Below are 24627 nucleotides of genomic sequence, written 5' to 3'. Positions count from 1 at the left end.
ATCGAGAATGAAAACCTCGAGATAAAGGCAAGAAATACGAATATTTCAGCTCGATCTTGTGGTTCTCACGCCTATGATCACCGCAAACACCGTCTCTACCAGCAAAAGGAGCGCCTATCATGCGCGTTTACTACGACCGCGATTGCGACATTAACCTGATCAAAGACAAAAAGGTCGCCATTCTCGGCTATGGCTCCCAAGGTCACGCCCACGCTTTGAACCTGCGTGATTCCGGCGCCAAAAACCTTGCCGTCGCTCTGCGCGAAGGATCCGCATCCGCCAAGAAGGCCGAAGCCGAAGGCCTGACAGTGATGGGTATTTCCGAAGCAGCGGCATGGTGTGACGTGATCATGTTCACGATGCCCGACGAATTGCAGGCAGAAACATACAAGAAATACGTCCATGATCACATCAAGCCGGGTTCCGCGATTGCCTTTGCACACGGCCTGAACGTTCACTTTGGCCTGATCGAGCCAAAAGAGGGCGTCGACGTAATCATGATGGCCCCTAAAGGTCCGGGCCATACCGTACGTGGCGAATACACCAAAGGTGGTGGCGTGCCTTGCCTTGTGGCAGTTCACAACGATGCTTCCGGCAAAGCGCTGGAAATCGGCCTGTCTTATTGCTCCGCCATCGGCGGTGGCCGCTCAGGCATCATCGAAACCAACTTCCGCGAAGAATGCGAAACCGACCTCTTCGGTGAGCAGGCAGTTCTCTGCGGCGGTGTGGTCGAGCTGATGCGCATGGGCTTTGAAACGCTGGTCGAAGCTGGCTACGCGCCCGAAATGGCCTATTTCGAATGCCTGCACGAAATGAAGCTGATCGTCGACCTGATCTACGAAGGCGGCATCGCAAACATGAACTACTCGATCTCCAACACTGCGGAATACGGCGAGTATGTTTCCGGCCCGCGGATCCTGCCCTACGACGAAACCAAAGCCCGCATGAAAGCTGTTCTCACCGACATTCAGACGGGCAAGTTCGTGCGTGACTTCATGCAGGAAAACCAAGTTGGTCAGCCGTTCTTCAAAGGCACCCGCCGCATCAACGACGAGCATCTCGTCGAAGAAGTGGGCGAAAAGCTGCGCGGCATGATGCCGTGGATTTCGGCTGGCAAAATGGTCGACAAGGAAAAGAACTGATCTCCCCGATCAGACTGGATAGGGCGCCTCTGGGCGCCCTTTTTCTTTTTTCAGAAGGCGCTGACGAACCGCTCGCCAAGCACGAAATCCCAACCAGAATCGTAATTTCGGCGCATGTCCTCGGCACGGTCCGCCCAGCGCTCCCAGCCGGAATGCGTGAGTGTCACGCGACATTGCCCACCAGGCACATCTTCGAAATCGACCGCCACCTTTGTCGGGTTTTCCGCTTTAGTTCCTGGGTGCCAGGTAATTACCAACCGCGCTCCCAAAACATATTCGAGAACCGTCCCCCAATCGGCTCGGCTACCATCGTGCATGGTTTCATAAACCGCTCCCCCAACGTTGGGTTCTATAGTCACGGCAAGTGCCGCCTTGTTGTCGCGCGCTGAAACAGCATGCCCACCCAATGGCCACCAGCTTGAAGTTTCCTGCGCAAAGATCTCAAAGGCCCGCGCGGCATCGCACCTCACTACAACCGTCTTAATTATGGGTTCGGTCATAAGTGTCTCCTTTCTATCTCGTCGGAAAACTCTCTCAAAACATCACCCCAAAGCTGATCCAGATATGCTCTGATTTCGGACAGCCCTTCCCGCCGTACAGCATAAATATTTGAGCGGCCTTCCTTTCGCATGGTGACCAGACCAGCATCTGTAAGTACCTTCAGATGCTGGGAAACCGCCGGACGACTAACCGGAAAAGCATCTGCCAAAACGCCCACCGCCGCAGGTTTCCGCGTGAGCGCCTCAAAAAGCGCTCTTCGGGTCGGATCAGCCAGAGCGGCAAATGTCGAATCGTAAGCCATGACTTACCGTAAGTAATTACTTACGAAATGTCAAAACCCGTTTGACCCGCACACCACAACACAGCTAACTGACGGCGCCGCATTTGAACGAGTATTCATGTCCACCACAGCCCTACCGACACCAACTGCTTCAAGCTGGTTTAACATCGCGCTGCTCGGCTTTGTCTGGGGTGGTACGTTCATGGTCATGGCCATTGCGCTGGAGGGCTACCCACCAATGACAGTCGCCTGCGCACGCACCGTGCTTGGCGCCTTAGGCCTTCTTGCTCTCCTGCCGTTAACGGGCCGCAAAATCCCCAAGATCACACCGAGTTTGGCGCGAAGCATTCTCTGGATCGGCCTCTTTTCTACAGCCATTCCCTTTGTCTTGCTCAGTTGGGGGCTGTCACATGTTCCTTCGGCGTTTGCAGGAGTGTCGATGGCGGCTGTGCCTCTATTCGTCCTGCCACTTGCGCATTTCTTCTCCGACGAAAAGCTGATTCCGCGCCGTCTCATTGGCGTACTCATCGGGTTCTGTGGCGCTCTCGTGCTGATTGGTCCCGGCCTTGCAAACCTCGGACAGGGTAACGAACCCCTAGCGCAGGTCGCATGCCTGACCGCCGCTCTTTGTTATGCGATCTCGTCCACGGCTACGCGCCGTTGCCCTCCAATCGACCCGATGGTTCTTTCGGCGCTTTCACTGCTTGTTGGAGCAATGCCTTTGGTACCCCTCATGCTACTGATTGATGGTGTGCCGTCGTGGGAAGGCGCTCGCGCGGGTGGCGCGATCCTGTTCCTGGGTCTGATCCCGACCGCCGCTGCAACACTACTGCGCATACAGGTTATCCAGACCGCGGGCTCGGTCTTCATGACCCTCGTAAATTATCAAGTGCCAATCTGGTCAATGGTTTTTGGCGCAGTGGTGCTTTCCGAGGAACTGCCCCTGCGCTTTTACGTTGCACTCGTATTGGTATTGATCGGTCTGGCCGTCAGCCAGTGGAACAGCCTGCGCAGGCTATTTCAAAGCGCCTAGGACACAGCTGCAACTACCGCCTCAACAACGGAATCCACCGTGCGCTCAAGCAATTGGGCATCTTCACATTCCGCCATCACTCGGATCAACGGCTCTGTACCGGACTTGCGGATCAACAACCGACCACTGCCAACCAATGCCGCTTCGGCATCAGAAATCGCCGTTTGCACGGATGCGACCTCAAGTGGAGTCTGCCCCTCACCGTAACGCACGTTCTTCAACATCTGAGGCACCGTCTCGAAGACTTTGCTCAACTCGGATGCCTTCTTACCGCTCTCGACCATAGCCGCAACGAACTGCAAGCCAGCCATCAACCCATCGCCTGTAGTAGCATAGTCCGTCATGACAATATGACCGGACTGTTCGCCCCCGAGGTTGAACCCGCCCTTGCGCATTGCTTCCACGACGTAGCGGTCGCCCACCGCAGTACGTTCCAGCCGCAGCCCTTTGTCTTCGAGAAACCTTTCTAGTCCAAGGTTACTCATCACAGTGGCAACCAGCGCGCCCCCCTTAAGTTGACCTTTCTCGGCCCAGCGGGCTGCCAACAACCCCATGATCTGATCGCCGTCGGCCACGTGGCCGGTCTCGTCAATGATCATCACCCGATCCGCATCGCCATCCAGGCAAATACCCACATCTGCACCATGCGCGACAACCGCTTCACAGGCAGTCTGCGTGTTGGTCGATCCACAGTTTTCGTTGATGTTGAGCCCGTTAGGAAAAACACCCACCGGGATCACCTCAGCTCCAAGTTCCCACAAAGCCTCCGGCGCCGCGCGATAGGCTGCTCCGTTGGCGCAATCGACAACGACTTTGACCCCACTTAAGGGCAACGCTCGCGGCAATGAACTCTTGACCCGCTCGATGTAGCGAAAGCGGCCATCGTCGATCCGCGTCGCGCGGCCAATATTAGCGGCCTGCGCTGGCTCCACCCCGCTTTCAATCAGCCTTTCAATCTCTAGTTCCGCTTCATCTGACAACTTGAAGCCATCCGGACCAAAGAACTTGATCCCATTGTCTTCGGCGGGGTTGTGGCTGGCGGAAATCATCACGCCAAGGTCCGCGCGCATGGACGTCGTCAGCAAACCGACTGCCGGCGTTGGAACCGGTCCAAGGAGAAAGACGTTCATGCCTGTGCTGGTCAAACCCGCAGTCAGCGCGTTTTCGAACATGTATCCGGACAAACGGGTGTCCTTGCCGATCACAACGCGGTGCTGATTGGTTCCGTCATTGCGGAAGTACCGGCCCACTGCAGTGCCGATACGCAATGCCATTTCGGCGGTCATCGGGTAGGTGTTTGCCGTACCGCGCACCCCGTCGGTGCCAAAGAACTTACGCGTCATCAATATCTCCTGTCGTCACAGCCTGCCAGAGGCCCAGCGCCTGCGCGGTCTCCGCCACGTCGTGCACACGCACAATCTGAACGCCCTGCGCAACCGCTTCAAGCGCCACGGCAATTGAGCCCGGCGCCCGGTCGCTTGCGAGCGGTGCATTGCCGATTGTGCCAATAAATCGCTTACGGCTCGCCCCAAGTAAAACCGCGCAGCCCAGCGAGTGGAAAAGACTAATGCGCCCCAATAAATCAAGGTTATGCTGTAAAGTCTTGCCAAACCCGATACCTGGATCAACCACTATATGATCCCGCGCTATGCCCAGCCCGATGAGAGCCTCAACTTGTGTTTCAAGAAAGTCATAAACGTCCAGAAGGACGTCATCGTATCGCGGGTTCGCCTGCATGGTTTGCGGATCTCCTTGAGCATGCATCACGCAAACCGGCACGCCGTGAGTTGCAGCCAAAGGCGCCAGATCAGGATCGAAGGTAAACCCCGCGACGTCGTTCACCAATGTCGCACCCGCTGAAATAGCCGCCTTTGCCACTGCCGCTTTACGGGTATCTATGCTGATCGGTACTTCGCTTTCTTGGCGTATGGCCCTGATCGCCGGCGCCGTTCTTGATATCTCTTCCTCTATATCAACTTGTTCCGCACCGGGCCGCGTGCTTTCACCGCCCACGTCGATAAGTGCAGCACCGTGACCCATCATCCTGACCGCATGCGCTCTCGCCGCCGACGCGCCGACATGCTGCCCGCCATCGGAAAAGCTATCCGGTGTCACATTCAAAATGCCCATGATCTGCGGTCGCGAAAGATCAAGCCCGGAGACAGACGAACGCTGCGCCGTCATGTGGCCCAACACGTCAGTTGGCACCTCAGTTGCCGGCGCAACACGTGGCGCCGTATCGCGCCGCAATACTTCGACATGTGTAAACCATGACCAACCACCAGCCAATGTCAGTGCATTGTCAGGTCGGGCCAGGTCAGTCTGCGGGATCGCACGAAAATACGTCGTCATGTTCGTTCCATGCGCTCAAATCCGGCAAAACTCAAGCCTTAGAGCGTTGCCTGATCCAGAGCAATCATCCGAACCGGTACATCTGCTCCTTCAGGCCCATGGGCGCCAATTACACACAGCTGCAAACCTTCCATTTCGGCCGCGAACCATTGGCACAACTCAAGCCCGTCCGTCGTATCCGCGGGAGGACCCTCCACCGCATCCAGCACGACCTTGGAAGGCGCCCAGACGCAGATTTGCCCGTTCTTCATGGCCCAATCAAGTTCGGTGCGTGTGTCCACAACAACGCAGCGTTCGTCTTTTGCCGCGAGCCGCCATGCGTTCTGCTCAATTGCTAAAAGATCCACCCGTCTCTGCGTCATCTTGTGGCCGGTTTGAGGCGCCGTCACATCTGAAACGCCAACGCAGAAAATCAAAGGCGCGCCTTGCGAAGCCAGTTGATCAATCCAGCCAGTTAGCAGAGGCGACTCAATCGCGGCATTGGAAACAAACACAACACGCGGGTGCGGCGCTTCTTCCTCTTCGATTTCCTCCACCGGGGTCAAATGCGTCTTGCGACTCCGCACAATTTCCACACCCAGTGCGCCAGGTCCGCGGTCAAGCTTCTCGATGCGCACGAACACTCGCATCGCTTGCGGTTCAAGCAGGATACGATCTGCGACCCGTGCCGCAAGCGTCTCGAGCAAATTCAGGCGTTCTGCAGCAAGTTCAAAAGCAATGGCTTCCGTTACCTTGTCATATGACAGAATGCGGTCAACATCATCGTCCACAGGAGCTGTGATGGGACGGACTTCAACCACAACGTTGAAACATACCCGCTGAGTTGTTCCACGCTCTGCCTGAAACGCGCCGATCTCCACTTCGACGGTATGATCGCGCAAGGAAATCCGATCCAGCGGCTCGCCATCGGCCATAGCTTCCGAGCGCTCCGATGGATGCGCGAAGGCAAGGCGAATTTCATTGGTCATGACGCCACTCCCGTGTTTTGTCCGGCACTAATCAGACTATGTCTGTTGCCGCGCGCATAACAGAGCATTTGGCGGCACGCCATAGTCCAAAGACGTCAAAACCCGCGCAATAGCACGGGTTCCGTTTCATTTGTTCGCCGATGTCAGTTCTGCGTCAAACGCGTTGGCATACGGTAGAAGTGGTGAACGCCGATGGTCGCGGTCCGCGGAAAAGTTCGCGACCACCGTGGGCTGACCGCCTTGGTGTGATAATGTGTTGCGCCATCCGTCAAACCGCGAGGCACGCCGTCCAGCGACAAATAGGCTACCTTCACAACGCGCTCATAGGCATCTTTTTCGTGAATGCGGTTGGTCACACCGTCGCAGTTATAGGTGAACTGACACTGATACTTGCGCCCTGAGGCCGTACCCTGCTTGATCACACCGCAGACACTATCGGGAAAGCTCCCGTGCTCGGCTCGGTTCATGATGACTTCCGCCACCGCGAACTGACCCTTCACACCTTCACCGCGAGCCTCAAAATACAGTGCCTCGGCCAAGCAAACCAATTCATCGGAACGGTGTTTGTCCTCGACCTTGGGCAAGCTGTCGACGAACGCGCGGCTATAAGTGATCTCGGTTGGTTTTTTCTTCTTCGGCACAAAGATCTCGCGCAGGGATTTTCCGTCAAAAAGCACAACTTTTTTCGGATTTCCCACTGCCTCTTTGCCAGAAGCAGGTGCTTCAGCAAATGCAACACTGGACGACACAAAGGCCGCCGCAATAGCCAGAACTACGGTCCGCATTTCAACCTCACAGTTACCGAATGCGGCTTGCCCCCCGCATCACAACGGCCGTTTTATTAGCTCAAAACGTAAAAATGGTAAACGTCAGAGCATTTTGCTTGATTTTTTGAAGCTTTACTGATGGCCAAAAAACGGCGGAAGCACCTTATTTTATTCAATTTTGTCACGAATCGCCAATTGGGCCGCCGCTAAGCGGGCAACGGGTACTCGGAACGGGGAGCAGGACACATAGTCCATGCCGATAGTCCTGCAAAAGGCAATTGATTCGGGTGAACCACCATGTTCGCCACAAACAGAAAGCGTCAGATCGGCCCGAGCCTTTCGCCCCCGTTCAGCCCCGAGGCGCAACAATTCCCCCACGCCTTCCTGATCCAGCGTGTGAAACGGATCTTCCGGAAAAACGCCTTGCTGTACATATGGCGACATAAAGCGACCCGCATCATCTCGCGACAGACCATAGGTCATCTGCGTCAAATCGTTAGTGCCGAAGCTGAAGAACTCGCAGTGTTGCGCGATGTCTTCAGCACGCAGGGCTGCCCTGGGCGTCTCCACCATAACGCCAAGTCTGTATTCAAAGTCCCTTCCACGCTCTGTGCGCACGGCCGCAGCAACCGCATCGATCCGGGTTTTGACCAATTCAACTTCGCGTTTTGCGGAAACGAGCGGGATCATGATCTCGGGAACAACCGGCTCGCTTTCGCCAGCCGCATCCAGCATCGCCTCGAAGATCGCCCGCGCCTGCATGTCGAGGATTTCAGGCACCGTAATTCCGAGGCGAACACCCCGCATACCAAGCATTGGGTTATACTCGCCGAGTTCTTCCACACGCCGTGTCACGGTGCTCAAGGAAAGACCGAGCGCTTCCGCCAGATCCCTCAAGCCGGAACGGTCCGTCGGCAGGAATTCATGTAAGGGCGGGTCAAAAAGTCGGATGCAAACTGGCCTGCCATCCATGACCTCGAACAACTCAACAAACATCTCCCGCTGCATCGGCAAAAGAGCCTGCAGCGCCACACTGCGACCCTCGGGGTCGTTTGCGAAAATCACCTCGCGCATCGCGATCAACTGATCGGCCTCAAAGAACATGTGTTCCGTACGCGCCAGACCAATTCCCTCGGCCTGAAAGACCAGCGCTGTCCGTGCATCTGCTGGCGTGTCCGCGTTGGCCCTAACACCTATGTCACGATTTTCATCCGCCCAGCCCATCAGTGTCTGAAAGCTTTCATCAAGTGCGGCTTCCATCATCAATGGTTCACCGGCCAGCACCTGGCCGTTGGTGCCATCCACCGTGATCACATCGCCTTCTTGGAAAACGCGTCCGTCTTGCGCAATCAGCCGCTTCTTGCTGGTCTGGAACTTCAGGCTGGACGCGCCCACGACACAGGGCAACCCGAGCCCACGTGCGATCACCGCCGCATGGCTGGTCATTCCGCCCCGCTCTGTCAGTGCGCCGTTGGCGGCGTGCATGCCTCGGATATCTTCGGGGTTGGTTTCCCGACGTACCAAAATACACGCTTCTCCGCGCGACTTGCTCGCCTGTGCTTCCGCTGCAGTAAACACGATTTTGCCAGTTGCCGCGCCGGGACTGGCGGCAATGCCGTCTCCGATCACGTCGCGCTCTGCCTCCGGATCGACTTGACGGTGCAACAATTCATTGAGCGCGCGTGGCTCAATCCGCATCACGGCATCCTGCTCGGGGATGATGCCATCCTGCGCCAACGAGACCGCGATCCGAACTGCCGCCCGAGCGGTCCTTTGAACACGGACGCCGTCGAGAATGTGGATCACACCGTCTTCGAGCGTGAATTCCATTTCCATTTCCTCGCGCAGCTTCACACGCATCACTGCCGCGTAGTCCTTGAGCTTGGCAAAAACCTCCGGTGCGTGTTCTTCAAGCGATGGGCCACGCTCGTCCGCTTGCAAGTACAAAGCTTCTGCACCGGTCTGGAGCGCATCTCGCCCTTGCGCTTGGCTCATGTACCGTCCGGTGATTTGGGGATAACCGCTGTCGCTATTCACCAACTGCAACACACCTGATCCGCTTTCACCGTTGCCAACTCCAAGCGCCAACGCCTGAATGACCAGCCCCAAACCGGCATCTGCGGGCGCACCTTTGGCCTGTCGCAATAGGCGGGCAGTTGTACCTTCCCAAGCACGCGCCATCGACTTGAGAACGCCAGCAAGCTGGACATCCCGATCCTGAGGAAACGGCTCTTCCGCCTCGTCCTCGTAAGCCTCCAGATAATCCTCGAGCGCTCCTTCTTCACGCGGATCGATGTCGTCAAAAATGTCCGGATCAAGACGCGCCACATGTGTCGAATAAGACTGGATGAACTTGAGATACAGGCGGGTTGCCGCTTCTGGACCGATCTCCTCCGACAAGACCCGATGCCGCGCAGCGTTCATCCCGATGTTCAGAATAGCGCCAGGCCCACCCCAGTCGGGGTCCTCCGAACTGGGACGCACACACAAAAGCTGACCATCTTCAAATGCGGCTGCCATCGCTGCCATGTCGGGCACGTTTCCCGCGGCAATCTCGTGCACTGCATCGAAGGACAGCGCCACTGTAGTCGGCACAGGCAAATCCAGCCTTACCAAACGCTGCAAACATTTCGCCCGACCGCCATGAGTGGCCACAGCCACCGGCGCTTTAGGTGTGATCAGGGTTATGTTCGGATTGTTCTGCTGCACTGCGGCACCTCGCTTTGGATGCGCAGAATACGCCTGAAAGCGTGCGAGGCAAGCTTTTGCTGCCTCGCAATCGACTTAAGTCTCAGCCTTCGACCCGCGTCAAATCCGCCGCCTGCAGACAAATGCCGCGGATGCGAGACAGCAGGTTCAGACGGTTTCGGCGCACCACTTCGTTGTCGCTGTTGACCTGAACGGCCTCAAAGAACGCATCAATTGGGGCCCGTAGCGACGCCATTGTGACCATCGCCGAAGCGAAGTCCTCCGATGCTATCGCATCGGAAATTGCTCCCTCCGCGGAATCGAGCGCGGCAAATAGAGCCTTCTCGGTCTCGTCCTCAGCGAATTTCACGTCCGCACCAAAGGAATATTCAACGCCGTCTTTTTCTTCGGCTTGGCTCAGGATGTTGTTGGCCCTTTTGAAGCCTTGCAACAGGTTCTCGCCGTCTTCAGTGGACATGAAGTCTTGCAGCGCCCTTGCACGCGCCACCAACAACGCCAAATCGTCGTTGCCCGGCATCGCAATGCAGGCATCAATCACGTCATGGCGAATACCCTGATCGCGCAAGTAAACCTTGAGGCGATCATGGAAAAATCCGAGCAAATCGCCGGAGACATCCGGCAGGCTGTCCCGCAGCGCTTCGATGTGTTTGGGGAGTGCGCCATCCACAGCCGCTTTCACAGTGTTAACAACCGCACCCAAAACACCATGCTCCGCGATTTCATTCTCGATGTCCTTGGCCAACACCTCTGCGAGCATGTCGTCTTCGCTCTGATGCGCTTCGTGACGTAGCAACTGACGTTCAAAGTGCGCGTCCAACGGCATACGCAGGCCATTCTCAAGCACCAGTCGGATCACCCCAAGCGCAGCTCGACGCAGCGCGAACGGATCCTTGGACCCCGTAGGCTTCTCGTCGATCGCCCAGAACCCGGTCAGCGTGTCAAGCTTATCGGCAAGAGCGACGGAAACGGACACCGCAGCCGTCGGCACATCATCAGACGGGCCCAGAGGTGAGTAGTGTTCTTCGGCGGCGGCGGCGACTTCGGCCGGATGACCGGCGGTTTCGGCGTAGTAACGGCCCATAAGCCCTTGCAACTCAGGGAACTCGTAAACCATTTCGGAGCTGAGGTCAGCTTTGGCCCACCGTGCAGCTGTATCCGCCAGCGCGGCATCCGCGCCGGCAACTGTTGCCATCTCAGCCGCCAAAGCTGCGATCCGGCCAACGCGGTCGCCCTGACTGCCCAGCTTGTTGTGGAATGTGACATTGTCCAAACTCGAAAGCCATTGTGCCGCGCCAGTGGCCGCCACGCGGATATCATTCTCCCAAAAGAACTTCGCATCGCTCAAACGGGCGAAAAGCACTTTCTGGTTCCCAGCAAGGATCGTCTTGCCGTGGTCCGCAGTTTCGCGATTGGCCACCGTGATGAATTTTTCGATCCGGCCGGTCTTCGGATTTTTTACCGAGAAGAACTTCTGATGTTCTTTCATCGATGTCTGCAAAACCTCCGGCGGCAATCCGAGGAAGTCCTCTGCGATATCCCCCATGAGGACAACAGGCCACTCAACCAGTCCCGCCACCTCGGCCAGCAGGCCTTTGTCTTCGACAACCTCCATGCGCTGTGCAAAAGCCATGTTGGTGGCTTCAGTCCAGATTGCTTCGGCGCGCTCATCGGCGTTAAGGATCACGCGATCACGCTTGAGCTTTGCTTCGTAGTCTTCAAAACCGTGTACTGCAAACCGACCGCTTCCCATGAAACGATGGCCTTCGGTAGTGTCCCCAGACTTGATGCCATCGATGTCCAGCGCGACAACATCATGCCCCTCTTCCGAGGACAGAACACAAAGAATGGAATGCAACGGGCGAACCCAGCGCAATGAGCCTGCCCCCCAGCGCATGGACTTCGGCCACGGGAAGTTCCGGATCGCGTCTTCCAATACGTCCGCAACAATCTCTGCTGCTGGGCGTCCCGGTTTGGTGATCGTCGCGAAATAGACGGCACCTTTCGGCGTATCGCGCTCTTCGAGGTCTTCACGTGCAACACCCGCACCACGCAGGAAGCCTTCCAGCGCTTTCTCCGGCGCGCCCACTTTCGGGCCTTTGCGCTCTTCTTTGACTGTCGGGCTTTCCGCCAGGAGGTCCTCAACCGCCAGCGTCAACCGACGTGGAGTGGAAAACGCCTGTGCACCACCATAGGTCAAACCGGCCTCCACCAAACCATCTGTGACCTTCTTGCGCAGATCATCAGCGGCCCGCGCCTGCATGCGCGCGGGGATTTCTTCGGAAAATAGTTCGATCAGCAGATCAGGCATAGCGGGTCCTTAGAAGTCTACAATCATCTGGATGACAACCGCGTTCGCGATATCGACAAAAAAGGCGGAAACCAAGGGCAAAACCACAAAGGCGAGCGGTGCAGGCCCATATCGTTTGGTCACTGCCGTCATATTGGCGATTGCAGTGGGCGTTGCACCCAAAGAGAAGCCCGCAAAGCCTGAGGCCAATACAGCCGCGTCATAATTGCGTCCCAGCACCGGAAACAGGAGAAGAATCACTAGAATGACGGTCAAAACTGTCTGCAACGTAATCGTGCCGAGAATTGCGAAACCAAGTTCGCTCAGTGTGGCCAGATTGATTGTCATCAGCGAAATCGCCAAAAACGTGCCCAAAGCAAAATCCGAGATCTCGGCCAAAGTGGTCGAGCGCGAAACTGCGGGCGAGTTCGGTAAAAAGCGATCATAGGCGTTTCCAACGGCTATCCCAACCATCAGGCAGGGCACAAACAGCGGTAACATCAGCCCAAGGTCGGCCAGACCACGTTGAAGGAAAACACCGCCAATAATCGTCACATGCAACACCAGAGTGACTCGCATCAGGGTGACATGCGTGATGTCAGATTGCTTGTTTTCGTCCTCAAAGGACACACCGACAATCGCCGTATCATGGGTTTCCGAAGACGTCAGATTGTTGCGCGTTACCAAATAGCGTGCGATCGGACCGCCGACGAGCGAAGCCGAAATAAGACCCAGCGTTGCCATGGCAATGCCCAGCTCTGGGGCGCCTTCAAAATTGGCGGCTTCCGCAATTTTGGGCGACCATGCGATCGCGGTGCCATGGCCGCCGATCAGGGCCGCCGAACCAAAAAGCGCACTGGTCTGAAACGGCATGCCAAACAGTTTGGCACTGGCCACTCCGATGATGTTCTGCACTACGATCGCCACGAACGTCAGCAACAGCAATAAAGCAAGAATACGCCCACCGCGTATCAAATCGCCAAATCGTGCATTCAACCCGATCGCACTGAAAAACAACACGAGAAAGTAGTCCCGCGACTGCATGTCAAAATCGATCGCCCGCGCACTGATCGCAGTGAAGATCGTGAAGCAGATAGCGGCAATAAGCCCCCCTGTCACAGGCTCGGGAATATTGAACTCCCGCAACAAGCGCACCTGCCGCGTTATTCCTGCCCCTAAAAGAAAGACGGCAAACCCAACGGTTGCCGTCAACATTGCTGATACAGAAATCGCGTCTTCCATTGTGTCACTCCAGCGGCTTAGGCGGGCACTCCTCTGGCAAAGGCTTGCCGTCAAAGGCAATTTCTCCACATTTATTGATTTCATGCCAGACAAAACCGCGCCCGTCAGACATTATTGCCACCAACCGGTCGATGCCGTAGATCACGTCTTTCTGCCCCAGAAATGCGAGGGCCTCGCCACTTTCCAGTGCCGTGCCGATTTCTTTCGCATCAAAACAATCAAACCACTCCGGCGCATTGCGCGGTTCGGCGTGTTCAATCATCTCGTATGTTTCCGTCAGCAGCGCCGCACTCATCCCGGTGGTGAAACACGCCCGATACCTGATTGGTGAACTGTCCGCATCGATCGCCTGGAAATCCTCGTAAAGGATGGGTTCGGGCTCACCAGTAACCAATAGCGTAAGCTGTACGTCATCTTTTGCACTGGAAGCTTCGATCGTTTCGTAAAACCCGTAGACCTGCAGCCAGTAAATGGCCGCACCGCCCAACAATGCTGTCAGCACAATGAAAACTCCTACGATTTTTCCGGTCATGCAAAGGCTCCGTCAATATTTGGCACAACCCTGTTGCGCATTGAAGTGCAGCGCTTCACAGTTGAAGCGACAGAATTAGAGGTTTTTGAGTATACGGACGCAACAGCATGAGCGACGCATTTGCCATCACAATGTTCGGCGCCCTCTTTGCGGTGATGAATCCGTTCATCAATTTGCCGATCTTTCTCGGCCTGACGGAAGACCTCGAGCAGTCCGAACAACGAAAGGCTGCGGTTCAGATCATCACCTACACGGCCATAGGCTGCGCCATTGTTGCCGTAGGAGGCTCGGAAATCCTGAAATTCTTCGGCGTGTCCATCGATGCATTTCGCGTCGCGGGTGGCATGGTGCTCGTGTCTATCGGCTTTAACATGTTGAACGGCCGCAACAGCACAGCACACCACAGAACGGAGCGTGAGAAAGAAGTCGGCGCAAAGGTCGAGACGGACAGCATTGCGTTTTATCCCATGACGTTCCCGATGCTGATCGGTCCGGGCACGATCACAACGCTGATCCTGGCCGCGCAGCGCGTTCAGAAACCTGAAGACTGGTTCATCTATGCAGGCTGTGTCGGGCTGGTTCTGGGCCTTATGGCTGTCGTTTTCTTTTTTGCCGGCAATATCGGTCGCTATCTCAGCGTCACAGCTCGAACGATCATGACCCGCCTGATGGGCATGATCCTGATCGCAATTGCCGTCGGCATGGTGTCCGAAGGCGCAAAAGTGTTGTTGCCTGGTCTCGCCTGACGCAAGGATCACGCAGCGTGACCTCCGGCTTCTGTCTGGACAAATGCATCTGCACATTGCTTCGCCAACGCACGCACCCGCCCGATATAGGCCTGCCGCTCTGTCACCGAAATCACGCCGCGCGCATCAAGAAGGTTGAACAGGTGTGACGCCTTGATGCATTGGTCATAGGCAGGATGCGCCATGATGATGCGTTTGCCGGTTTTCGGGTCAACATGTTCCTGCGCAAGGATCTTCTCGCACTCCGCCTCGGCCTCTTCGAATTGCTTGAACAACACGTCTGTATTGGCCACGTCAAAGTTCCAGCGGCTATATTCTTGTTCGGTCTGACGGAAGACATCCCCGTAGGTCAGTGCAATCTCAGTCTGCGGATCGTTGAACGGCATATCCATAACATGGTCGATGCCCAGCACATACATTGCCAAACGCTCCAAACCATAAGTCAGCTCGCCGCTCACCGGGTGGCAGTCATGCCCGCCGACCTGTTGGAAATAGGTGAACTGACTTACTTCCATACCATCACACCAGACTTCCCAGCCAAGCCCCCACGCGCCGAGCGTTGGGCTTTCCCAGTCGTCCTCGACAAAGCGAATGTCATGCATTTCCATATCGATGCCGATGGCCTCGAGCGAGCCGAGATATAGTTCTTGCAGGTTGGGCGGACTCGGTTTGATCAACACTTGGTACTGGTAGTAGTGCTGCAAACGGTTCGGATTCTCACCATAACGCCCGTCGGTAGGACGGCGCGAGGGTTGGACGTATGCGGCCGCCCAAGGCTTGCTTCCTAGCGACCGCAGAGTTGTGGCCGGGTGGAAGGTCCCTGCCCCGACTTCCATGTCATAAGGTTGCATGATCGCGCAGCCTTTCTCGGCCCAGTAGGACTGAAGGCGCAGGATGATCTCCTGAAAGCTGCGGGGTTTGCCGTCAAATTGTGTCATGCTTGATCCCTCTGGAAACGCGGGTCTTGCTTATGCGCATGCGCCGGTGGGGTCAATTGCACCCTCACGCAAATTAAGGGTGCATGACGGCGCGAAACTGATAAATAGGTCGGACAACACCACAGTCATGAGTTTCAGGGGCTCCTCCGAACATGTTGCGCATACTACTGTCGCTGATTATTTCGATCACTTTCTTCATTTCCGCCGCTTCGGCACAATCTTCTAATGACACTGTCTGGGTTCAACTTGAGGCGCAGCCCAGCCTGACCGTGGCGCAGGACCGCATCCGCGGTTATGCCGCAACCATGCAGGATGTGAACGGGTTTGCTCTGGGTGGCGGCTGGTATGCCGTCGCGCTTGGCCCCTACGTTCGCGAGGACGCGGAACGGGTCTTGCAGGTTTACCGCTCCGAAGGCCTGATCCCAATCGACAGCTATCTCGCGGTCTCGGCCGATTACCGCAGCCAGTTCTGGCCAGTGGGCGCCAACCTTCTGGCCGGCGTGGCTCCTGCGTCGCCGCAGGTGACACAAGACACCGAGGCAGACACAACTGTAGTTGTTGAAACGCAACCCGAGGAACCGGAACTGCCGGATGAAACCGTGCGAGAAGCCCGTGCATCCGAGGCAGCTCTTTCCCAAGAGCAAAAGAAGCAGCTACAGGTCTATCTGCAATGGGGTGGCTACTACAATTCTGGTATCGATGGCGCCTTTGGGCGTGGCACCCGCAACTCTATGGCGGCATGGCAAGCCGACAATGGCTTTGAAGCGACCGGCGTCCTCACGACGCGCCAACGCGACACTCTTCGGAGCCAATATTTCGCGATCCTTGAAGGTATGGACCTGAAACTTGTAACGGACGCCGATGCCGGTATCGAATTGCAAATCCCGACTGGCGTAGTGCGCAAAGCCGCCACTGAATATCCCTTCGTGAGGTATGAAGCCAAAACCGATGTTCCGGCAACCGTCCTTCTGATCAGCCAGGCTGGGGACCAAAACACGCTCTTCGGCCTCTACGATATCATGCAGACGCTTGAAATTGTGCCGCTGAACGGCCCACGCGAGCGCAGCAAGTCTTCTTTTACGCTGGTGGGTGAAAACGCAGACATTATCTCTTACACGCAGGCTGCGCTCGAAGATGGAGAAATCAAGGGCTTCACACTTGTTTGGCCTGCGGGAGATGACGAGCGGCGCACCCGCATCCTCAATGAGATGAAAGCCAGCTTCACCCGAATGGAAGGGTCACTGGATCCGGCCGCCGGTGACGACGACGCACAAAGCATAGACCTGATTGCGGGTCTGCAGGTCCGTAAACCGCGCCTGTCCAGGTCCGGATTCTTTGTCGACAATCGCGGCCATGTCGTGACCACGGTCGAAGCTGTCTCCGCCTGTGAAAAAATCACATTGGAAGGGGAATACGAGGCAGACGTCACTATTCTGGACGAGACCCTCGGCATAGCGATCCTTAGTCCGAAATCGGCGCTCGCACCAATGAGCGTGGCGTCCCTTCGGGCGGGCGCTCCGCGTCTGAAGTCGGACGTGGCCGTGTCCGGTTACAGCTATGAAGGCGCGCTCGGCGCTCCAACAATGACGTTTGGCCAGCTTTCCGACGTGCGTGGCCTCGGCGGAGAGCAAGAGCTGGCCCGTCTGGCTCTGGCCCCGCAACCCGGTGACGCAGGCGGACCCGTTTTTGACACCGCCGGTTCGGTTTTTGGCATGCTCCTGCCTCGCGCCTCTGACAGCGCTCAGCAATTGCCTGGCGAGGTGAACTTCGCAGTGAATGCCGACGCTATCCGCACGCTTCTGGAACAGGAAGGCATCGCGCCGAACGTCTCTGAAGGGGGGAACGTGATGGCGCCGGAGGACCTGACCAAAAAAGCCAGTGGCATGACGGTTTTGGTTAGTTGCTGGTAACCTGCAGACACCCGCTACAAAAAATAGGCCCGAGGCGAATAGCCTCGGGCCTTTTCTTTTTCAGCCGAATAGCACTACGACAAAGCCGCGGTCATCCGGATCATGGTGGGGCGATCCGCATTGAACGCCTGCATCAAAGCCGCCTGCAACTCTTCCAGTGTCGCCGGTTCCGTCGCCAGACACCCGTAGCTTTCCGCCAGCTTGCAGAAATCCGGATTAAGTGCCACGACCGCATTGGGCGCGATCTGGCTTTCCACCATGCTATCCTCGATCTCCTTGAGCTTATGGTTGTCCCACAGCAAAATCGGAATTGGTAACTTCATTTCCACAGCGGCACCAAGCTCCTGAACCGTGTATTGGAACCCGTAGTCCCCAGCGATACAGACAGTCGGCTTTCCACGACGGGCCATCGCGCCGCCAATCGAGGCAGGCAAGGCGTAACCCAACGTGCCAAAGCCGGTTGGATGGTGCCAATTGTGTGGATGCGTGAGATCCCAGACTTCTTTGGCCACATAGGCAAATTGGGTCATGTCCGAATAGACCATGGCATCGTCTGGCATCACGTCACGCAATGCATCGCAGATTGCAGCAATCCCGGGGCGCTCCGCATCGCTTTCGGCGCGGAACCGTGTCTTGGCTCCAGCGATCTCGCTTGCATCCCATTTCGGTACCACCGCGTCGTCAGGCTCTCTGCCCTGAACCGACAGATGATGAGAAAAGGCCGACCGCATTTTCATCACAAATGAGAAGGCATCCGCCAAAACGGTTGTGTCGGCGCGATGTCGATCCGCCAGAACTTCAGGATCAATGTCCACTCGCACAAGCCGTCCGGTGTGGCCCAATTCATCGCGCCACAGATCGCACTCGCTCAACTCTGTTCCCACTGCGATTACGAGGTCACTCTCGCCAATGATCCGCTTGCTTTCGCTGCGTCCCAAATAGGTGCCAAAACTCATTGGTTCGTCTGGCGCCAGCAGACCTGATCCTGCATAAGTCATGAATGCCGCCGCTCCGCATTCCTTGAGAAACTCGCGCATATGCAGGGCCGCGGCATCCCCCGACGCGGCGAGGCCACCGCCAAGAATAAAAAGCGGCTTCTTTGCGTTGAGCAGGTCAAGTGCAATACCACGCATATCTCCCGCTGAATGCCCCGAATGCTCTTCCAAAGCGCCGGGCTTGGCACTTGGCGCTTCCGGTGCCATGGCACCCAAAAGCCCAATCGGAACCTGAATGTGCTTTGGCCTTGGTCGCTTTGTTTCGAACTCGACAAACGCACGGTCGATCAGGTCATACGCCGCCCGGGGTGACCGCGCTTCTTCAGACCAATCACAAACTGTGGCCGCAGCAGCCCTTTGATCTTTCATTTGATGGAGTTGCCCGCGATGGCCCACGTGCTCGTCCAAACAGCTAGAAATAGTCAGCACCGACACACTGTCCGAATAGGCCTGCCCGAGCGGGGTCATGATATTGCACAGTCCCGGCCCCGTGATCACATAGGCTACCCCCGGCTTGCCGCTCGCCCGCGCGTAGCCGTCCGCCATAAAACCTGCGCCTTGTTCGTGTCGCGCTAGGACATGGGTGATCCCAGCTTCTTCAATCCCGCGATACATCTCGACATTGTGAACACCCGGAATGCCAAAAATTACGTCCACCCCGCGCGACTTCAACATATGCGAGATTTGCGCCCCCAAGGGACGCATCGTTTCACCATTTTGCCCCATCAGGCCCTCCAGAATTGAACAGTGAATATTACGTAGACAGCCAAGAGCTCCAACCGCCCAATCAGCATGCCGGCTGCCAGAAGCCATTTGGCTGTGTCATTGAGCGAGGCGAAATTGCCTGCGGGACCGATTGTATCGCCAAGACCCGGTCCGATGTTTGCCAACGCAGCTGAGGCGCCTGACAGTGCGGTCGTAAAGTCCAGCCCTGTAAGGCCCAAAAGCACCGAAAGCACGCCAAGTGACACCATGAAGAACACGAAGAAACTCATAACCGAACTCAGCACATCATCTTCGATTTTGCGCCCCTGATAGGTCGCGGTGAAGACACCACTCGGATGCTGAATCTTGCGTATCTGCACTTTGATAGACGCAAAGAGAAGCTGGTAGCGGAAGACCTTGATCGAACAGGCCGTCGATCCCGCACAACCGCCAATCAGGCCAGCGAAAAACAGAACCGCAACTGGAAACCCACCCCAAAGCATATAGTCCGCACTGGCGTAGCCCGTTCCCGTGAGAATTGAAACCGAGTTGAAAAGCGCCTTTCGCACCCCCTCTTCGGACCGCACGCCCATCACCATCACCTGCCACAGCACCAACATCAAAACGATGATCGCCGCGATCGAGAAAAATGTCCGGATCTGGCTGTCTCGGAACAACGGTTTTGCGCTGCCGGCAGTCAGCTGGACGAAGCGCACGAACGGCAAAGCCGCGAGGAACATAAATATTACCGCTACATATTCAGTGCCCGCACCAAACGCTCCGAAGGACGCATCATAATTGGCAAATCCGCCGGTCGCGATGGTCGTCATCGCATGCACAAGGCTGTCAAACTTGCCCATGCCCGTAATGCGATACGCGAGGGCGCATATCAGGGTCAGCGCGATATATATTACCGAAATCCGGCTCGATATCTCTGTCGCTCGTGGCAGGATTTTTCCAAAGGTATCAAAGCCTTCACTGCGGAAGATTTGCATACCGCCAACCCGCAGTTCAGGCAAGAATACCATAGCCACAACAATAATGCCGATGCCGCCCAGCCATTGCAGCAGCCCCCGCCAAAGCTGGATCCCGCGCGGCAAGTCTTCCAGTCCGGAAAACACGGTTGAACCCGTGGTCGTCAGGCCTGACATCGCCTCAAAAAACGCATCCACGACACGTGCATCCGTTGCACCCAAAAAGAAGGGAAGTGCGCCGAAAAGTGGCAACGCGAGCCAAACACCCGTGGTGAGCAAAAAGGTCTGTTGCAACGTCAGGCGTGACGCTCGGGCATTGTGACAAGACAGGGCAACAAGCCCGCCGACCAAAAACGAGATCAGACCGGAAAAGAAAAAAGCGCTCCAATGCGCGTCCCCGTCGTAGAGGTCGATCGCCATCGGCAAGAGCATGGTCAGCCCAAGGCTCGCGACCAACAGGCCGATCAGATATCCAACGGGTCTCAGGTCCAGCATGGGCGCAGGGTTGGCCGTTGCGTGCCACGCTGTCAAGCGTCATCCGCTAACCAAAACAGGGCTTTAGAGCCTACCCTAAGGGCATCCGGACGAAAACGACCCTTCATCAGCGGGACGCGACCGCCCCTCTACACCACGCGTAAATTATCCAACGTGGAAAAGAGACGAAAACAGCTTGGGATCAAGGCTTTGCGCCTCAAAGAACGGCCCATCTGTCAGAACGCTTACCGCATCATGACTGTGAAGGCTTTCCTGATGGCTCGCGATTACTCGGAAATCCCCGATACGCGGGTCTGCCTTTAGTTGCTCACAAAACAGGCGTGCGGCATCTTCCACAAAAATCGGGTTCGCCGCATTGAGTTCTGCAAACGCCTGCTCGTCCTCACGCTTGACCATGACCTGCGTCTCCGTCGGCACAGCAGCCCGCGCCAGATCAATCAGGTCCTCGAACCACAACATCCCATCGGTCACCTTGACCGATATCCGTGCCACCGAGCGTTGCGAATGTGGCGTTGCGAGTTGGCCGCGCTCCGAGCGAGCGTGTTCTGAGAGTTCCAAAGAACAGGGACACGTGGACGAGTACACGTAATCCAGATGCATTACCTTATGTAGCTCGCCGTCCTGCTGAACCTTCTCCAGCGCGAAATCATAGTATTGGTAACCTTCAAGCCCCGAGCGCAACGAATTGATCTTCATCGGATAGCTGAAGCGCATCTGAAGACGGGCATCAAAAGTTTCCAGATCGGTGATGTAATCGGCCAACGCAGCCTCCATCACTTCAAAACTGAAGGTCTTCTCGGCATGCTTGTAAAACGACCGCATGATCCGGGACATGTTGATTCCCTTCTTGTCAGCCTCAAGACTGACCGTGCCGGTAACACTCGTTTGAAGAGTGATGTCTCCGTTGTCGCGGGTGTGAAAGCGGATCGGCAAACGAAAATTTGAAATGCCCACATGCTGGATTTGCTGCTTCTCGCCTTTGATCAAACTCGACGGTCCATTTTGAAGGTCCGGCAGCGATTTGCGATACTCCGGAGTTACTTCGAAGTCGGCGTCGTAATTCCGTGCCAGGTCAGGATAATTCGCTTTTGGTTGATCCGGCAGCAGCCGCGCCACAGAAGGATCAAGCTCGGCAATTTCGGTCACCGAGGCGCTTTGCGCCCACGCCCGCAGCTTCTCAAGAGCGGTCTCCGCTTCTTCGCGGGTGATCTCGTCATTTGCTTTCGGAGTCTGCATATTCATGATCCAAGCCACCTTTCGCGCCTGTGCGCCGGTTTAACCTAATGGTTGCACCGGCTGATTGCCAATAACGCTTTCTCGTACGCACAAAGCGACGTGGTGGATTGAATTCATGGACAACAGCAACCGCCTCTTAATGCCTGAAAGACGACTTTGGTCCTTAGGCTTGAGACGCCGCCACAGCTTGGCGAATGTCCGCAATCAGGTCATCAGTGTCCTCAAGGCCAACCGAAAAACGCACCAGACCTTGGGTAATCCCAAGTTCAACTTTTTGGTCGTCTGGCAAACGTTGGTGAGTGGTTGTCGCCGGATGCGTCGCAATCGATTTGGCGTCTCCAAGGTTGTTGGAGATCACCGCGATTTGAAGCGCGTTCAAGAATTTGAACGCCGCCTTCTGACCGCCTTTGAGGTCTAGCGAAAGCACAGTGCCGCCCTTGCCGCCCAATTGGGTTTGGACCAGCGCATTCTGCGCATGCCGTTTCAAGCCTGGATAAATTACACGCTCAAGCGCGTCATCTCCCTCGAGCGCTTCAGCAATGGCCAGCGCTGACGCTGCCTGTGCCCGCACCCGCAGGTCAATGGTTTCAAGGCCTTTCAAAAGAACCCAGGCATTGAACGGGCTCATGCTGCCGCCTGTGTGTTTCATGTAAGGCTCAACAGTTTTGCGGATGAACTCCTGCGTGCCTAGGATCACCCCGCCAAGACAACGGCCCTGACCATCAATGTGCTTGGTCGCAGAATAGACCACAGCGTCTGCGCCCTGCTCTATGGCGCGGGAAAATACGGGAGTAGAAAACACATTGTCGACAATGACCTTCGCACCAACCGCATGGGCGATCTTGGCCACCTCGGCCACATCGATGACCTCAAGCGTCGGGTTAGACATGCTCTCAAAGAACACGGCCTTGGTGTCATCGCGCACGGCCGCGCGCCATTCATCAAGGTCGGTCCCGTCGACAAACGTCACCTCTACGCCAAACCGTGTCAGGATTTCTTCGAGGATGTAGAGACACGAACCAAACAACGCCTTTGCGCTCACAACATGGTCGCCAGCTTTAAGCATCGAAGTCAGTGCACCGTTAACAGCCGCCATGCCACTCGCCGTGGCAAAGGCATCCTCCGCACCTTCCAGGGCAGCAATTCGCTCCTCGAACATGGCCACAGTCGGGTTACCGTAGCGCGCGTAAATAAACTCGTCCGGTCCGGTCTCGATAAACCGGGCTTCCGCCTGTTCCGCGCTGTCATAGACAAATCCCTGGGTGAGGAAGATCGCCTCGCTCACCTCATTATATTGACTGCGCCGTGTACCGCCGTGCACCAGCTTTGTGCGTGTGTTCCAATCGCTCATCTCGTCTCTCCCGGACCGTCTTTCTTGGCCCAAATAAAAAAGCCCCGTTCCGGCCAAGCGGAAGGGGCTCCTTCGTCTCGACCTCTTTAGCGGCATGTTTAACGTGGCCCGCAATCCGGTAACAAATCGCCACGACTGCCGATTACGCCGCAGGTGCAAGAAGGTCAAGACCAATTGGGCGCGTCCCCTTGCAGGAGGGCGGGAAACAGGCATCATGTTCAAAATTTCTTCAAAGGACGTGCCATGACCGCCTCGATTGATCTTTACTACTGGCCAACGCCCAACGGCTGGAAAGTCTCCATCGCCCTGGAGGAGATGGACCTCGATTACACCACGTATTTGATCAACATCGGCAAAGGCGACCAGTTTGCGCCGGATTTCCTGAAGATCGCCCCCAACAACCGCATGCCCGCGATTATCGATCCTGACGGACCGGACGGTCAATCTGTGTCCGTCTTCGAAAGCGGCGCAATCCTACTCTACCTCGCCCGAAAAACCGGTTTGTTCATGGGCACAACCGACCGCGACCGCATCGCAGTTGAAGAATGGCTCATGTGGCAGATGGGGGGCGTCGGACCAATGGCCGGGCAAACCCACCATTTCTTGAAATACGCGCCCCAAGATATCGCCTATGCAAAAAAGCGATACCGTGATGAAACCGCGCGCCTCTACGGCGTGCTGGACCGACGGCTCTCAGAAACCGAATTTGTTGCCGGTGACTTCTACTCCATCGCAGACATGTCGATCTGGGGCTGGGCGTCGCTTTGGGAAGGTCAACAACAGACGTTGGAAGACAAACCAAACCTCGCTCGTTGGCTCAAACAACTGTGGGATCGCCCAGCCCTGCGTCGCGGTCGGGCTTTGCATGCTGACTTGCGAGGTGACCGGTCCGATACCTGGGTTCAGGCCGATCTTTTTCCCGCCAAATAGGTCTACCGCCCTCTGCTTGGCCAGATCGAACGCGACGTGTGTCGGATCATACTTGTTGCCGCTGCAACTTCGGTCATGTGCAGGTAGAAAGTGGGCTTCAAGAATGCCAGACCATTTGCGTTATGAGCAAGCAAACGCACGCACGAACGCAACCCACAGGCGCTCTCCGCTTGCACCGCCAAAGCCTGCACGCTAAAGGCTGTAGCCAAGTTGCAATCCGGAGAGTCAAAGCGATGTCGATTGACGAAAGCACCGCCGCCAAAGTGGCCAAACTGGCCCGCATCAAGGTAGAAGAAGACGCCCTGCCCGCTTTGGCGCAGGAGTTCAACGCCGTGCTGGGCTTTATCGAACAGCTCAATGAGGTGGATGTGGACGGCGTCGAGCCCATGGTTTCCGTGACCCCGATGCGCTTGAAGCGTCGTGAAGACGTGGTCAACGATGGTGACCAACAGGAAAAAGTCCTGTCGAATGCGCCGGATGCCCGTGAAGGCTTCTTCACCGTTCCCAAAGTGGTCGACTGACCTCCACTTTTCC

At 56.4% G+C, this 24627-nt stretch carries 21 protein-coding genes and 1 riboswitch; of the genes, 6 read left to right on the top strand and 15 right to left on the bottom strand.

Annotated elements, in window-relative coordinates; genetic code table 11:
* Positions 1–119 precede the first annotated feature (119 nt).
* Entirely contained in the window at positions 120–1142 is a 1023-nt protein-coding gene (ilvC, locus tag BXY66_RS03265; protein WP_132858741.1) for a ketol-acid reductoisomerase, read from the top strand.
* Positions 1143–1192: 50 nt separating this feature from the next.
* On the opposite strand, the gene BXY66_RS03260 is transcribed toward ilvC, so the two are convergent.
* Both BXY66_RS03260 and BXY66_RS03255 read right to left on the bottom strand, forming a co-directional pair.
* On the bottom strand, positions 1193–1642 hold the full coding sequence (locus BXY66_RS03260; protein WP_132858740.1) for an SRPBCC domain-containing protein: 450 nt from the start codon (positions 1640–1642) through the stop codon (positions 1193–1195).
* Positions 1639–1944 carry an ArsR/SmtB family transcription factor gene (locus BXY66_RS03255; RefSeq protein WP_132858739.1) on the bottom strand — a complete coding sequence of 102 codons (306 nt, stop codon included), beginning with the start codon at positions 1942–1944 and terminating at the stop codon, positions 1639–1641. The genes BXY66_RS03260 and BXY66_RS03255 overlap by 4 nt, the downstream gene beginning before the upstream one ends.
* 97 nt (positions 1945–2041) lie before the next feature.
* Here BXY66_RS03255 and BXY66_RS03250 point away from each other — a divergent pair, with 97 nt between their 5' ends.
* Entirely contained in the window at positions 2042–2956 is a 915-nt protein-coding gene (locus BXY66_RS03250; RefSeq protein ID WP_132858738.1) for a DMT family transporter, read from the top strand.
* Here BXY66_RS03250 and glmM read toward each other — a convergent pair.
* From glmM to BXY66_RS03210, 8 genes are all read right to left on the bottom strand, one after another.
* Positions 2953–4299, bottom strand: a complete 1347-nt coding sequence (glmM, locus tag BXY66_RS03245; RefSeq protein ID WP_132858737.1) for a phosphoglucosamine mutase — start codon at positions 4297–4299, stop codon at positions 2953–2955. The two genes, BXY66_RS03250 and glmM, sit on opposite strands and share 4 nt — an antisense overlap.
* Positions 4289–5308 (bottom strand): dihydropteroate synthase, encoded by a 1020-nt coding sequence (gene folP / locus BXY66_RS03240; RefSeq protein ID WP_132858736.1) that lies wholly within the window; start codon positions 5306–5308, stop codon positions 4289–4291. Before folP ends, glmM begins: the two co-directional genes overlap by 11 nt.
* Positions 5309–5346: 38 nt before the next feature.
* Entirely contained in the window at positions 5347–6276 is a 930-nt protein-coding gene (locus tag BXY66_RS03235; protein WP_132858735.1) for a dihydroneopterin aldolase, read from the bottom strand.
* A 143-nt stretch (positions 6277–6419) separates the two neighbouring features.
* Positions 6420–7061 (bottom strand): cell wall hydrolase, encoded by a 642-nt coding sequence (locus BXY66_RS03230; protein ID WP_132858734.1) that lies wholly within the window; start codon positions 7059–7061, stop codon positions 6420–6422.
* Between the two features lie 150 nt (positions 7062–7211).
* Positions 7212–9752 carry a putative PEP-binding protein gene (locus tag BXY66_RS03225; RefSeq protein ID WP_132858733.1) on the bottom strand — a complete coding sequence of 847 codons (2541 nt, stop codon included), beginning with the start codon at positions 9750–9752 and terminating at the stop codon, positions 7212–7214.
* An 82-nt stretch (positions 9753–9834) separates the two neighbouring features.
* Positions 9835–12060 (bottom strand): glycine--tRNA ligase subunit beta, encoded by a 2226-nt coding sequence (glyS, locus tag BXY66_RS03220; protein ID WP_132858732.1) that lies wholly within the window; start codon positions 12058–12060, stop codon positions 9835–9837.
* Between the two features lie 9 nt (positions 12061–12069).
* Positions 12070–13281: a sodium/glutamate symporter gene (gene gltS, locus BXY66_RS03215; protein WP_132858731.1), complete on the bottom strand. Its 1212-nt coding sequence runs from the start codon at positions 13279–13281 to the stop codon at positions 12070–12072.
* Positions 13282–13285: 4 nt separating this feature from the next.
* Entirely contained in the window at positions 13286–13813 is a 528-nt protein-coding gene (locus BXY66_RS03210; protein WP_132858730.1) for a DUF6446 family protein, read from the bottom strand.
* A gap of 107 nt (positions 13814–13920) precedes the next feature.
* Between BXY66_RS03210 and BXY66_RS03205 the strand changes: the two genes are divergently transcribed.
* On the top strand, positions 13921–14559 hold the full coding sequence (locus BXY66_RS03205) for a MarC family protein (RefSeq protein WP_132858729.1): 639 nt from the start codon (positions 13921–13923) through the stop codon (positions 14557–14559).
* A gap of 8 nt (positions 14560–14567) precedes the next feature.
* Here BXY66_RS03205 and BXY66_RS03200 read toward each other — a convergent pair whose 3' ends face one another.
* Positions 14568–15497 carry a glycine--tRNA ligase subunit alpha gene (locus BXY66_RS03200; RefSeq protein ID WP_132858728.1) on the bottom strand — a complete coding sequence of 310 codons (930 nt, stop codon included), beginning with the start codon at positions 15495–15497 and terminating at the stop codon, positions 14568–14570.
* A 152-nt stretch (positions 15498–15649) separates the two neighbouring features.
* Between BXY66_RS03200 and BXY66_RS03195 the strand changes: the two genes are divergently transcribed.
* Positions 15650–17407, top strand: coding sequence for a serine protease (locus tag BXY66_RS03195; RefSeq protein ID WP_132858727.1), 1758 nt, complete (start codon positions 15650–15652; stop codon positions 17405–17407).
* 74 nt (positions 17408–17481) lie between these two features.
* Here BXY66_RS03195 and BXY66_RS03190 read toward each other — a convergent pair whose 3' ends face one another.
* From BXY66_RS03190 to metZ, 4 genes are all read right to left on the bottom strand, one after another.
* The gene (locus BXY66_RS03190) at positions 17482–19128 is read right to left on the bottom strand and encodes a 5-guanidino-2-oxopentanoate decarboxylase (protein WP_243694285.1); all 1647 of its coding nucleotides are present in this window, start codon (positions 19126–19128) and stop codon (positions 17482–17484) included.
* Positions 19128–20576: a TrkH family potassium uptake protein gene (locus BXY66_RS03185; RefSeq protein ID WP_132860321.1), complete on the bottom strand. Its 1449-nt coding sequence runs from the start codon at positions 20574–20576 to the stop codon at positions 19128–19130. The genes BXY66_RS03190 and BXY66_RS03185 overlap by 1 nt, the downstream gene beginning before the upstream one ends.
* A 144-nt stretch (positions 20577–20720) precedes the next feature.
* Positions 20721–21818 (bottom strand): GTP cyclohydrolase FolE2, encoded by a 1098-nt coding sequence (gene folE2 / locus BXY66_RS03180; protein WP_132858726.1) that lies wholly within the window; start codon positions 21816–21818, stop codon positions 20721–20723.
* Between the two features lie 157 nt (positions 21819–21975).
* Positions 21976–23163: an O-succinylhomoserine sulfhydrylase gene (metZ, locus tag BXY66_RS03175; RefSeq protein ID WP_132858725.1), complete on the bottom strand. Its 1188-nt coding sequence runs from the start codon at positions 23161–23163 to the stop codon at positions 21976–21978.
* Between the two features lie 65 nt (positions 23164–23228).
* Positions 23229–23306: riboswitch (SAM riboswitch) on the bottom strand.
* Between the two features lie 100 nt (positions 23307–23406).
* Between metZ and BXY66_RS03170 the strand changes: the two genes are divergently transcribed.
* Together BXY66_RS03170 and gatC are read left to right on the top strand one after the other, a co-directional pair.
* Positions 23407–24093 (top strand): glutathione S-transferase N-terminal domain-containing protein, encoded by a 687-nt coding sequence (locus BXY66_RS03170; RefSeq protein WP_132858724.1) that lies wholly within the window; start codon positions 23407–23409, stop codon positions 24091–24093.
* 233 nt (positions 24094–24326) lie between these two features.
* Complete coding sequence (gene gatC / locus BXY66_RS03165; RefSeq protein ID WP_132858723.1) at positions 24327–24614, top strand: Asp-tRNA(Asn)/Glu-tRNA(Gln) amidotransferase subunit GatC; 288 nt, start codon at positions 24327–24329, stop codon at positions 24612–24614.
* The last annotated feature ends 13 nt before the right edge of the window (positions 24615–24627 follow it).

The sequence above is a fragment of the Shimia isoporae genome (genome assembly GCF_004346865.1).
Taxonomy (GTDB): Bacteria; Pseudomonadota; Alphaproteobacteria; order Rhodobacterales; family Rhodobacteraceae; genus Shimia; species Shimia isoporae.
This window is presented reverse-complemented; position numbering and strand designations above follow the sequence as displayed.